Annotated in this window: 12 protein-coding genes; 1 reads left to right on the forward strand and 11 read right to left on the reverse strand. The window is 48.0% G+C overall.

Annotated features, from left to right (window positions below):
* Window positions 1-2 precede the first annotated feature (2 nt).
* Complete coding sequence (locus HP568_RS20205; protein ID WP_173630049.1) at window positions 3-1,205, reverse strand: PP2C family protein-serine/threonine phosphatase; 1,203 nt, start codon at window positions 1,203-1,205, stop codon at window positions 3-5.
* Between the two features lie 250 nt (window positions 1,206-1,455).
* On the opposite strand from HP568_RS20205, the gene HP568_RS20210 reads away from it, so the two are divergent.
* Window positions 1,456-1,638: a hypothetical protein gene (locus HP568_RS20210; protein WP_007726679.1), complete on the forward strand. Its 183-nt coding sequence runs from the start codon at window positions 1,456-1,458 to the stop codon at window positions 1,636-1,638.
* Between the two features lie 39 nt (window positions 1,639-1,677).
* Here the strand turns inward: HP568_RS20210 and HP568_RS20215 are convergent, their stop codons facing one another.
* The 10 genes from HP568_RS20215 to HP568_RS20260 all read right to left on the reverse strand — a co-directional run bounded on the left by HP568_RS20215 (window position 1,678) and on the right by HP568_RS20260 (window position 12,529).
* Window positions 1,678-2,673, reverse strand: a complete 996-nt coding sequence (locus tag HP568_RS20215) for a protein kinase family protein (protein ID WP_173630050.1) — start codon at window positions 2,671-2,673, stop codon at window positions 1,678-1,680.
* Window positions 2,660-3,658, reverse strand: coding sequence for a phosphotransferase (locus tag HP568_RS20220; RefSeq protein WP_048032093.1), 999 nt, complete (start codon window positions 3,656-3,658; stop codon window positions 2,660-2,662). The genes HP568_RS20215 and HP568_RS20220 overlap by 14 nt, the downstream gene beginning before the upstream one ends.
* A gap of 14 nt (window positions 3,659-3,672) precedes the next feature.
* Window positions 3,673-5,187 carry a LysM peptidoglycan-binding domain-containing protein gene (locus tag HP568_RS20225; protein WP_173630051.1) on the reverse strand — a complete coding sequence of 505 codons (1,515 nt, stop codon included), beginning with the start codon at window positions 5,185-5,187 and terminating at the stop codon, window positions 3,673-3,675.
* A gap of 94 nt (window positions 5,188-5,281) precedes the next feature.
* Complete coding sequence (hemY, locus tag HP568_RS20230; protein ID WP_173630052.1) at window positions 5,282-6,691, reverse strand: protoporphyrinogen oxidase; 1,410 nt, start codon at window positions 6,689-6,691, stop codon at window positions 5,282-5,284.
* Between the two features lie 12 nt (window positions 6,692-6,703).
* Window positions 6,704-7,636, reverse strand: coding sequence for a ferrochelatase (gene hemH / locus HP568_RS20235; protein ID WP_048032090.1), 933 nt, complete (start codon window positions 7,634-7,636; stop codon window positions 6,704-6,706).
* A 17-nt stretch (window positions 7,637-7,653) separates the two neighbouring features.
* Entirely contained in the window at window positions 7,654-8,691 is a 1,038-nt protein-coding gene (gene hemE / locus HP568_RS20240; RefSeq protein ID WP_048032089.1) for a uroporphyrinogen decarboxylase, read from the reverse strand.
* A 138-nt stretch (window positions 8,692-8,829) separates the two neighbouring features.
* Window positions 8,830-9,678, reverse strand: a complete 849-nt coding sequence (locus HP568_RS20245) for a DUF4097 family beta strand repeat-containing protein (protein ID WP_173630053.1) — start codon at window positions 9,676-9,678, stop codon at window positions 8,830-8,832.
* 1 nt (window position 9,679) lies between these two features.
* Window positions 9,680-10,231, reverse strand: coding sequence for an HAAS signaling domain-containing protein (locus HP568_RS20250; protein WP_048032087.1), 552 nt, complete (start codon window positions 10,229-10,231; stop codon window positions 9,680-9,682).
* Window positions 10,218-10,547 carry a PadR family transcriptional regulator gene (locus HP568_RS20255; protein ID WP_048032086.1) on the reverse strand — a complete coding sequence of 110 codons (330 nt, stop codon included), beginning with the start codon at window positions 10,545-10,547 and terminating at the stop codon, window positions 10,218-10,220. Before HP568_RS20255 ends, HP568_RS20250 begins: the two co-directional genes overlap by 14 nt.
* A gap of 107 nt (window positions 10,548-10,654) precedes the next feature.
* Window positions 10,655-12,529, reverse strand: a complete 1,875-nt coding sequence (locus HP568_RS20260; RefSeq protein WP_173630054.1) for a bifunctional metallophosphatase/5'-nucleotidase — start codon at window positions 12,527-12,529, stop codon at window positions 10,655-10,657.
* Window positions 12,530-12,600 lie beyond the last annotated feature (71 nt).

Raw genomic sequence — 12,600 nt, forward strand, 5'->3', positions numbered from 1 at the left:
AACTACACGAGGGCTATACTCTCTTCAGGCTCAAATTGAAGAATCAACACAGAAATATCATCCGTTTGGTTTCGCTGCTGTGTGATCTCCAATAAGTAGGCCTCAACTCGATTCATCGATTCCTGCTTACTATCACCAGGCAAATTTAATAAGGAGGATAGTTCTTCAAGCCATTGTCTGCTACCTCGAAACACTTCTTTTCTCCCTGTATCCAGCAAACCATCTGTGTAGAGCAACAGCATGCCCTCTTCTTCTAAGGGTACCTCCTCCATTTGATACGTGCTATCGGGCAAAAGCCCTAGGCCAACCCCACCCTTGCTAGCTAAAATGGCTTGATTCGACTTGGACAAATAAAAAGGCTGCGGATGTCCTGCCCTGCCAAATCGAATTTTGTGTTCCCTCTCATCATAGACAGCAACCAGCATCGTAATGTAAGAACGGGTCTTCACTAAATCTGCATAAAGCAACTGATTGAGTCGTTCCAAAATCTCATCCGGCGAGTAACTGGACTGCAAAACCTGCCGTACAGCAATCCTAATCCCCGTTGCCCAAATACTGGCCAAAAAACCGTGCCCGGACACATCCGCACTGATAAAACAGGTGTAGCGATCATTGATTTGTCTATAGTCAATGTAATCTCCGCCTACATAATCAACTGGCACGTATACCGTTCTTGTTCGCAAACTGGTTAACTGCAATTCTTCTGTGGGAATGAGCATCGACTGCATGCGTCTAGCCAGCTTCATCTCCATCTCGATTTCTCGCTGCCCTGTTGACTGGTCCTGTTGACATCTGAGGATCAACGCCCGAATATTCACAAGGAGCAGCCCATAAAAAGCTTTTTCCAGTTCCTTTAGCTCATGGTCATTGACGTTACTCTGGGCGAACAAGCGAACATAGCGCGGTGTTTGAGCAGTGTCACACTGTTCCGAGACAACAATGCGCTCTTCTACTTCGCGCTGTACTTTTGCGTTCTCTTTATTTCCACGCTCGATTCGAAAATAAACAGCACCTAAAGCCGATTCAAACGTGATCGACAAGAAGCAAGGCTTGTCCATTTTCACGAACCACGTATCGACCAACTCTTCTATAAATGGCATGAGACTCTCGTAATTGACTTGGCGCTTGCTTTGCTCATTGCTGGTCATCACCAGATACTCGTAATTCTGTTTCAATTCCATTAGTTTGACCAATTGATGATTCATCCCCGAGCCACTCCCATACACACTTTAGCATAATTCTTTCTTTCGGGAATTGCGAAAAGGGTTATGGCAATTTTCAAAAACATTGTGATCACCTTTATTCGTTTCGTCCTAGCCTTCCTGCCCTACACCTTCCCTTTTCAGGCACCATTCAAACCACTATCTACTTTCAATCAAAATGTTTTAGGCATTTGCTCAAGGTTGTAGACACTGTCCAAAGTTGCCGCGCATATGCTGGAATGAGGTGATTGTGATGAATTTTCGTTGGAAGTATAACCCCACGTATTTACGGATCAAATACGGGTGCAAGCAAGTGCTCTTTCCGCTGTTGGTTTTTCAGTTTATCCGAACAGTAGTGTTTCCTACCTCTTTTGATGTCGTCCTTCTCGGTTTGCTAGCCATGCTCTATGTTGCCATCTCCCTTGAATGGTTATAAAAAAGAAAAACAACGCCCCACGCGGTGAGACGTTGCTTATTAAAAGGCTTGCTGGACCCAACGATGCAGGCGCATCAGGCGGTCCATATCTTTTTCAAAACGTTGGACAGCGTAAAACTCGGTCCACTCGCGGGGATGATGATAATAAATATCCAAGTCTCTCATGATCCTCTCCGGATAGGACAGAAACGAGGCCATCAGCTCAATTTCTTCTGGTCGCAGCGGAAATATCTCGGCGTAGCGATGGAATAGCTGAGAAGCCCCAACCTCATCCCCCGCCATTTGAAAATAAGTACGATAAAATAGCGTCAAATCGCGCACTGGTGTATCAAAGCTGGCACGATCAAAATTAAGCAGCCGTCCTTTCCCCGATCGATCTGGCACAACATGCTCGGGATTCGGGTTACCATGGATCAACGATAAGCGAAAATGCGCGTGCGTCTCATGACGCTCTCGCCAATCGGTCAATAAGTCTGTGGCTGTTTGTGCCATTTCCTCAAGAAACTCCTTGTTAGCCAAAAACACCAGATCAAAAGGGGAAGGATATTTGCGTTCCTGCGCAAGGGTTTCCGCCTTATTCATTTGGTCTTGCCAATATTGCCAACGGTTCAACAAGGAGTCGACAAGTGGCTCCACCTGTCTCGGATCATCGTAGCGATAGTTTTGTGTCAAATGATGAAGCTCCGCCAAACGCTCCAAGGCAGGAGTCGCCCAAGACAAAGGTTGCTCGGCCCATTCCTCACTTCCTGGCTGCCAAGGGGTTACGTAAAAGGCAGTGTTACCCTGTTGAACAAAAGGATCATCGTATTTCGTGTACGTAAAAGGAACGGCTCCATCCCATCCGCGGTGCTGCAATTGACGCAGCATATCGCTGACGAAAACAAGACGTTGAGCGGGTACTTGGGCTCGTTTGCATACGAAGGAGCCGTAGGGAGTCGTCGCCTTAAATACATTTGGCTCCTTTAAAACGTCAATGCTCTGGGGATACATGTCATACTCTTTGAACAAAGGAGCAATGTCATCATACCGACTCATAGACTCCCTCCCTCCTCGAACGCTCGGCCCGCTCTGCAATATGCCGAAGCAGCAAGTCAACAGATTGTTGGCTCTGCAAGGCCTGCTCAATACCAGCGATCGACGCTTCTCGATCCAGCGATACGCGCTTTACGTACGATTCGATACTCTTGTACACTTCACGAGGACGAGCCATAAAGGCGAGTATCAACGAATAGTTTCCATAGGTGAGTGGCTTGATTTCTTCATAGCCGTCAAAAAAAGCGTCAATCTGCTTCAGATCCTTATGGGTTAAAAAGTGATCGCGCAAAAAAGTGGCAACATCGCGTTGCTGGACTGAAATCACCGGCCTGAAAAAACCTCTTAAGTACAGCTTCCCGTTTATCATTCCCCAGTTGTCACGCAAAAGGTCCCGATGGGATACAGCAACCGCCTCCGGAGTAATTCGCTCGTGGGCCAGCATCGCAGCGGAACGGTCCATTCTTTGCAGCATAGGGGTCATGAGTTCCGATACCCAACGATTTTCCTTAGAATTCCGCCCAGATTTGGCTCGAAATGATTCGACCAACTCTTTGGCACGCCTTCCCTTTTCTTCTACTTGCTTCTTTTCCTGCTTGAGCAAATCACTTCCGGACAGTAAAGGACTTTCCTGCTGAGACTGATGCATCATCGCGATCACGCGTCCACATTCCCTCGCAATGTCCTGGCCGGGCTGATAGTCTTCGAATTGTCTGTGATGGTCGGTCATGGTAACACCGCGTTTACCCAAAATCAAAAATGGCTTGGTGTCTCTCGTACGAATAAACCGCTCCACTTCTCGAAACCCCTGACGAGCCAGTCGTTCGCGCCAAGCAAACGACCAGCGCATCACATCTACACGCGGCCAAACGTGGAGTTCTTTGGGGCCCCGGTTTGTCTCCAGTAAATAGCAATCATCAAGGGGCGTAATTCGGATTACGCGCGCCCGATATTGCTGGCAAACCTCGGAGAGATCAATTTTATCCACGGTCCCCCACTCCTCTATTGTGGGATGTACAGAATCTGCCCTGCTACAAGCTGCTCGGAAGCTAATCGGTTTACTTCCATGATTTTGGAAACAGGCAAGGAGTAACGTTGTGAAATATGCTCTAACGTCTCATCTCGCTGAATAATGCACATTTTCAACTGACTGGAACGCTCTTCTTTTCTCCGGACAAACGATGTAAGATTTTGCATGGCCTCCATCGTAGAAGGGTTGGCATTCGCCGCAGACCCATGTCGCGAAGAGCTAGATGAAGATTCCGCCTCCAACGCCATCGCTTCCTGTTTGGCACGACTCGCTTGTGAGAAGATGGAAGTAATGTTCACGTTACTTCTTTCTTCTTGGGAGGGTTTCCCGGAAATCGCCACTCGCACTTCTACATCTTCCGCGGCAGCCTCTGGTTGTGCAACGACTGGTTCTGCTTCTTGCTCAGGCTCTGGCTCGGACACAACACTGGCTTCCACCGCTTCTTGTACTGCTTCTTGTACTGCTTCTTGCACTGCTTCTTGCGACTCTGCTTGGACCGATGACCCAGTAGATTCGTTGGAAACTTGCTGGTATGCGATTGCCTGTTGATCGTGTAAAGCCAGTATAGGCTCCTCATGTCCTTGTTCTTTTTCGGCTATTTCTCTCATCTGCTCTTGCTCATCTGCCAATACGGACTGCTCGGGATAGGCGACAGAAGAATCATACGAAGCAGATTGTTGGGAATCGAAATCATACGAAATAGGAGCAGTCTCCCAGGACTCCGAAGGATTGGGCTGTGCCACTTCCAGCACATCACCGTATTGCTCGTAGTATTCATCCTCATCGGATTGAGCAATAGCCGGAGTATCGAACATGGAAGGAGATTCGGTTGATTCATAGGATGCTGGCAATGCCTGCCGCTCCAATTCCTCCTCCAACGCACTCAGCTTTTGATCAATGTCATCGAGGGACGTCTGTTTCGTATATTCTTGCCCACCCCCATCATCGCCAGTAGCAAAGCTGTATTCCCACGCTCCTTCGCCTGGACCAGCAGCCTGCGTTTCGATCTGCTCTGCTTGTTCAGTTCTATCCCCGAGGACTATCCCCAAAATCTTCAGATCGGCATCGATCAGCATTTGATGTGGTGATTCCAGTTTGTAGTCAAAGCTGTCCACAATTGCGTAGATGTCTCCGATCTCGGTAATCCGATCCAATGGAATGGTGATGTTCAACGGAATGCGATGACCGATCTGTTCCTCCCAGCCATAAAAGGCTTGATCCGATGCTTCCTGGCGAAAGGGAGTAAAAGTCATGGCCTCAACCAGCGATTCTCCTTCGCCGCCTGTCGCTTCTGCGGCTTCCCTGATTGGCTCGTACTTCCCTACTAATTGCAAGCAACCCGTGATCGAGATGTAGGAATCATTTTCTAACACTTCCACATCTGGAACCAATTCCAGCTCTTGCAATTCACCTATTCCAGCTCTATCGGATGAGAGGAAAATGGTCTCCTTGATGGCAAAAGAGAGTTGCCCATCCTGTAATGCCATTCGTGCTCCTCCTTTCAAGTGCAGGACATTTCCCTATACTATATGGACAGGACGAGCCGTTTAGCACCGAAAAAAAAGGAAAAACCGGGGTTATCTATCTCCCCGGTTTTACAGACGCGATCCATTCTGCTATTGCTTTTTTCCCCTGATCAATACAATCGGGTACACCTACGCCGCTGTACGACGCACCTGCCACGATAACACCAGGGAGTTTTTCTTTTAATTGATTGTTCACATCCTGCACCCAAGCCTGGTGTCCGACAACATATGGAATGGCATTTTGCAGGCGTGATACGTTATAAAAATCCGGCTCTGCTCGAATCGTCATGATCTTGCGCAGATCGCGGAGGACGACCTCCAAAATTTCCTCATCCGTCTGCTCCATGAAGGATTGCTCTCCTGCTCTCCCTATGAAGCTACGCAGCAAGGCTTTGTTTTTCGGCGTCGTATGCGGCCATTTGCGATGCGCCCACGTACATGCGGTAATTTTGGCTCCAGAATGCCGCGGTACAATAAATCCTGTCCCTTCCATCCCTAAATCAATGGCTGACTCTGGAAATGCCATCGCGATGGTTGCAACCATATGCGGCTTCGCTTGGGGCAGGGTAGGAACTTGTACATAAGGACGGAACAACGGCTCTGCGATAGCATGTGGTACGGTAAACAGCACCGTATCTGTCTCGATCGTTTCCCCATTTTTCATTACCAAGGTGTACTTCCCGTCTGGCCGTTTCACCAGTTCTTTGACACCGGTATTCTTCGAGATGACTTCTTCTGGCAGGCTCTTCTCGATTGCCTCTACTAAGGACTGCAAGCCGTTCTTCAACGTCAGAAAGATGCCTTTTGGCTTTTCTTGCGTTTTTATTTGCGGGCGAGAATGCTTCATCGCTACGATCAAGCTGCGATGCTGCTCCTCCATTTTTGCGAATTGAGGAAAACTCGCAAGCAAGCTGAGCTTGTCGAGATCCCCGGAGTAGACACCGGACAATAAAGGCGCTATAAGATTATCAATAACTTCATTACCTAGCCTACGCCGAAAAAAGTCACCCACGGAGATATCGCCGTCTCCTTTTGATGCAGGAAGAACGAGATCCAAAGCTGCCCGAAGCTTGCCTGGCCAAGAAATGAGATCGGTCGTGACAAAAGGCATGAGCTTCGTCGGTACACCCATGACCGCTCCTTCTGGTATAGCCTTCAGGCGATCCTGATGCCAAATATAAGCTTGTCCTGTACTGTTGCGAACGAGATCATCCGCAAGCCCCAAGTCCACTGCCAGCTCAGCCGCACTCGTTTTCCGCTCGAGAAACGAATCGGGACCTTGCTCAATCACAAACCCTTCGTGACGCCATGTCTTGATTTTTCCACCAAGTCGTCCCTGTTCTTCAAGCAGTTGAAAACGGATGGGCAAGCCTTTTGCTTCGATTTCCTTTTGTAAGTAATAAGCAGCGGTCAACCCAGTGATGCCGCCGCCTATAATCGTAATATGATAGGTATTATCGCTCATATGATCGATCCCCTAATTCGCCAGCTTCTTTCCGACAGCATCAGCCAGACAGGAAATGAACGCAGGTCTGGCATTAGGCATCGGTGGACGATAGTAATGTACCCCTAGCTCATCTGTAACCGCTTTGCATTCCACATCATTATCAAACAGAACTTCCAAATGCTCCGCAATAAATCCGACAGGACAGTAAACAAATGCTTGGTAGCCCTTTGCTTCGTACAGCTCTCTAGTCAAATCCTGTACATCTGGTCCCAACCACGGATCAGGTGTATTTCCGGCGCTTTGCCATCCGATTGCATAGGAAGTGATCCCTGCTTGCTCCGCAATGAGCTTTGCTGTCTCCTCCAGTTGCATGGGGTAAGGATCACCTGACTTCAAGATTTTTTCCGGCAGGCTGTGCGCGGAGAAGATCACGACTGCTTGTCCACGCTCTTCATCCGTCATCGCAGCAAAGGTCGCTTGAATAGCATCTGCCCAATATCCGATGAAGCCTGGCTCCAGATACCAGCTCTCAATGCTCTGGATGACAGGTCCGCCAATTGCCGCGGAATGCTCCTGTGCTCGTCCATTGTATTCTTTGACGCTGTAGCTGGAATAATGAGGCGCCAGAACAAGACTGACCGCTTCTGTAATCCCATCCTGCTTCATTTGCTCTACTGCGTCTTCGACAAACGGAGCGATATGCTTCAAACCAAGGTACCCTACAAATTCCCGATCTGGATAGCGTTTGTTCATTTCCTGCTCAAGAGCGCGCACCTGCTCATCCGTAATGTCTGCAAATCGATTCAATCCATCTACAGCCTCATAACGCGCCATCAAATCATCGAGCAGTTCTTGTGGTGGCTTACGACCACGGCGAATGTGCGTATAATATGGTTCAATCTGTTCAGGACTGCGTGGCGTTCCATACGCCATTAACAAGAGTCCGATCTTCTGCTTTGACATGTAAGCGCCCCTCCTGATTAGACGTCCCTTTTGTAACTATGGATGAACTTCGTCAGTTGTTGCAGTGTTTCTACTTTAGCATCAGGGAATACGCCGTGTCCCAGATTGAAAATGAAGCCTGGCTGTTTTGAGCCTTCATCCAAAATTTCCTTCGCCTTCGCTTCGAGCTTCTCCCAGGGAGCCAATAGCAGCGTTGGGTCCAAATTGCCTTGCAGCGTCTTCGTCACACCCATCTCACGAGCAGTCGTAATCGAAGTACGCCAGTCCAGACCAACCACATCAACAGGCAAGCGGTTCCAATCCATCAAAAGATGACCAGCGCCGATACCAAAATAGATCGTTGGCACGCCAGTATCTTTTAGTGCGTTGAAGATACGGGTCATGACTGGTGTAATGTACTCGCGGTAATCTTCGTCATTCAATGCACCAACCCACGAATCAAATACTTGTACAGCTTGTGCACCTGCTTTAATTTGCGCTTTGAGGTAGGTGATGGTCATATCGCCCAGTTTTTCCATCAGCGCCTGCCAAGCAACCGGCTCGGTATACATGAATGCTTTTGTCTTATGATAGTGCTTGGAAGGGCCGCCTTCGATCATATAGCTAGCTAGTGTAAATGGTGCACCCGCGAAACCGATTAATGGAACAGATAATTGCTGACGTAAAATCTTAATGGATTCAAGAATGTACGGCACATGCGTTTCCGGATCGAGCTCAAGCAGACGCTCAACATCCTTCAAGGATTCGATTGGGTTCGCGATCACAGGACCAATGCCAGATTCGATATTCACATCCACGCCAATCGGTTTGAGTGGCGTCATGATGTCTGCAAACAAGATTGCAGCGTCGACGCCCAGTTGCTCAACTGGCAGACGTGTCACTTCCGCGCAAACTTCCGGTATGTAGTTCATTTCAAAAAAGCTATGCTTCGCGCGGATGGCGCGGTATTCTGGCTGATAACGCCCTGCCTGACGCATGTACCAAACCGGAACATGCTCTGTCGCTTCACCGCGACATGCTTTCAAAAACGTATCGTTAAAAGTTTTTGCGGTCATGAATAAACCTCGCTTTGCACAATTATGTTTCCTTCAATATGATACCATTCGTCATTCGACAAGTAATGTCTCTTTTGTGTCAAAATCTTTTCGTTTCTTCCGTTTCCAATCCTATCCATCAGTGTTTCCAAACTTCTCCTATTGAATGCGAACGTCCCCGGTAGAACTTCGCACAGTCATTTTGGGTCCACCTGATCCAATCGATGCCTTCACTTTGTATTCCTCGTTCTTTTCATAGGTAAGGTTAGACCAGGAGGTTTCAATGCTACCTGTATCTGTCGTAACTTCCAACTGTGCTGCAGCAGGCTCCTTGGCTACCGTCACTCGAATATCCCCCGTGTCCGTTCGAATGGAAACGTCATGGGTCAGCTCTGGCATTGTCAGTTTATCAATCTCTCCTGTGGAGCTTTCGATTACAACGGCAGAGCGAACATTCGCCAGATTGATATCACCTGTGGCTGTCTGGACGTCAAGTCCTTCTCCTTCATAGCCCGACACGTCCACATCTCCATTGCTGGTGGATATTTTCGTGTTCTTTGCACGCAGCATTCCGCTCTTGATATCCCCTGTCATCGTTTCAAGCTGGACGTTCTCATACACTTTTTCTGGCAGGAAGAGCTCCAGCTTTACCTTCCCGTTGCGAGGATAAAACATATTGACATGAGGGCGTTCACGAAGTTCTACGAGCAGCGTACCATCTGGTGAGACTACACTCTGAAATTCCAGTCGCTCCTGCTGTTGTTCGGATACTTCCCCGACCATCCGTACGCTCGCTTTTGGTTGCTTGCTTGCCATGATTTCCACATCAGCCGCTTCCGTGAGCAACTCAATCGCTTTTACTTCTTGTTCGATTATGCGCTCTTCATTGACTTGTTTTAACGAAAACGAGAAATTTTCTTGCTTCGTAAAGAGCCAGATGATTCCACATACACCGATGATGAACAAAAGAAGACTGAGTCCAAAGAGTCTTTTCATCAAATTTCGCATCTCATTTCCCCCTGATCATCTTCACGTTGAACTGGAGATAACGCAAGAACTGCCGATACAGCCATTTCGTCAATCGCAGCAAGCCGATGGCAAACATTCCACCCAATCCTACGGAAACCATACTGGAGAACAACAAGAAAAGTCTCTCCTGGGAAGGGGCAGGAATCCCGTAATCCAAGAATATTCCGACTGGCGCGACCAAAAGCACCGCAGTCATCGCATACAACCCCATCAGTATACCGATCAAGCCTAAAAAAGGTCCCAAAACAAAGACGAGATTGAAAAATCCCAAGCTGATCGTCGCGACAATCGCTCTCGTCATATTCCCTACCGATGCGTTGGAATGTGCTTGATCAATTCGGTAGCCAGCCAAAAGCTCTCGTGCCACTAGCTTCGGACTTCCCAAGCCTTCCGCAATTTCAAACTCGGTCTTCCCTTGTTTCATTCCCAAGAGAAAATGCTCTGTATAATCGGCAAGGATGTCTAAGCGTTCTTTATCAGGCAAAGCGCTTAGCAAAGCATTTAACTCATCCATAAACTCACGCCTTGTCATATCCGAGTCCCTCCTCTATGATCTCGTTTACCCCGCGGTTAAATATTCGCCACTCCAAGACGAGGTCATTCATATAAAGACGACCGCGACTTGTCAGCTGGTAATATTTCCGTGGGGGTCCCTCTTGTGATTCCGCCAAATAGGTCGTAAAAAATCCTTCCTGGGTCAAACGGCGAAGCAAGGGGTAAACCGTTCCTTCAGAGATATGGAATTTTTCTGAGATGCTCGCAACTAGTTCGTAGCCGTATCTGTCCTGCTTAGCTGTCAAGACGAGAACACACAGCTCCAGAACCCCTTTTTTAAACTGTACGTTCATCAACATCACCCATGTAAGAGCTTACCAAATGGCTACTATATATTGCAAGGTACTTCATAATAAAAGACGGACAGGGAGGTTTATCTCCATCCCTGTCCGGTCAAACCTTATTTTACTTCAACAATGCGGCCTTCTACTTTTGGATTGACAGTTTTACGCTTGATCAAGCCTTCCTCCACAATGCTGTACATGGACAAGCCTGTGTTAAAGAATGGCTTTTTCAACGATTCGTAACCATCTCCACCTGCTGCCAGGAAGTCGATCGTTGCCACTTTATACGTTTTGGTCAGGTCAAGCGGCTTGTCGCCAACTTTTACTTCTACTACGCGCTCGCCAGCTGGCTTGGCTGGGTTGTACGTGAAGCTCATACCGCTCACTTGCGGGAAGCGTCCTGCTCCCTCTTCTACCTTGCTCACGCCGTTTTCGAGGGCTTTCTTCAGCTCTTCACCTGTTACTTCTACGACTGCCAGTGTATTGTTCTCGAATGGCAGGAGCGTGTACAAACCTTTTTTCGTAATATCGCCTGCTGGTAGCTGTGTACGGATTCCACCACCGTTAGCAAGTGCTACATCTGCCTCATAGCCTTTGATGGACTGCGTGCGCTCCAGCATGATATCTGTGATCAGGTTACCTACGTTTGTTTCTTTCGTACGAACCAGTGCACGATCACCATCGAGTGGCACTTCGGATTTCGCAATAACAACATTCATGACAGTATCGATCTTGCCCACGATTTCTTTTACCATCTTATCTACGTCTGGATCAGCTACAACTGCTTCATCGTACTCTTTCAAACCGCCGCTGAATGCTACCAGTTCTTTGCCGAGGTAGTAGAGGTCAGCGCGTCCGAGAGACTTGCCGTACTCCCAGTCTTGTACGATGTACGTGCCATTTACGAGTTCAGGTGCTTTCAGTGGAGTATGGGAGTGACCACCAACAATCAGGTCAATGCCAGGAACGTTTTTCGCGATTTCACGGTCTACGTTCACTCCGATGTGAGAAACAACAATCACGTGATCAACTTCTTTTTTCAGCTCAGGTACAAGTACTTTCGCCACTTCTACCGGGTTTTTGAATGTCAGCCCTTTTACGTTGTCAGGGTGAGTCAATACAGGTGTGTCTTCCGCTACGAAACCAACAAAGGCGAATTTTTTCCCGCCAATCTCCGCTTTGAAAACAGGTAGCAGCAATTCTTTTCCATCTGACTTGAACACGTTAGCAGAGATGACTGGATGCTCGAGCATGTCACGAAGCTTGAGCAGTTGCTCATAACCGAAGTCAAACTCGTGGTTACCCGCAGCCATTACGTTGTAGTCGAGGCTGTTGAGGATAGGAACAACAGATTCGCCTTTGAATTGGTTCACGAAAACGGTACCTTGGAAGGTATCACCAGCGTCCAAGAGCAAGAAGTTTTCGTTCTCTGCACGCCATTCCTTGAGCAAGGTTGCGATTTTGGCAAAGCCGAATTCTTTTTGGTTCTTGTCTTCTTGAATATGACCATGTGTATCGTTGGTGTGGGCAATCGTTACATGCGTGGTAGCCGCATCACCCAATGCTTGGAAAAATTCACCGCGCGTTACAGTCGCTTTGTTGTCGAGCTTCATTTTATAGCCCAGTTTGTCAGCCATTTGTGTCAGCTTGGCAGACGTTACGGTTTGCGTAGGGTTTTTATAGTCGTCTTGTGTGAGAGCACCTTGGCTCTTTGCCCAGTCGAAATAGGGAGTAGACCAATGAGCACCTTTAGCCGCAGCTCCCACTTTTGCCTCTTTCAATTTGGAGAAAACAACAGTAGCTTCTGCGAGAGTCACGGCACGATCCAAAGCAAGATCGCCATTTTGACCCGCTGATACAATTGCCTTTTTCACCATCCAGTCAGTGTGCTGTACGGGATGCAATGGTGCTGCAAATGCTGAGGAAGACATCAGCGATGCAAATACGATTGATGCAAACGCCGTCATCGTAATCCGACGTGCCTTTTTCATGATAATTTCCCCTCTCGTCTATGTATAAATAAATAGGATAACGTTTTCATTATAGCAAAATTTGCTAGGAC

The sequence above is a fragment of the Brevibacillus sp. MS2.2 genome (assembly GCF_013284345.1).
Lineage (GTDB): Bacteria > Bacillota > Bacilli > Brevibacillales > Brevibacillaceae > Brevibacillus > Brevibacillus brevis_C.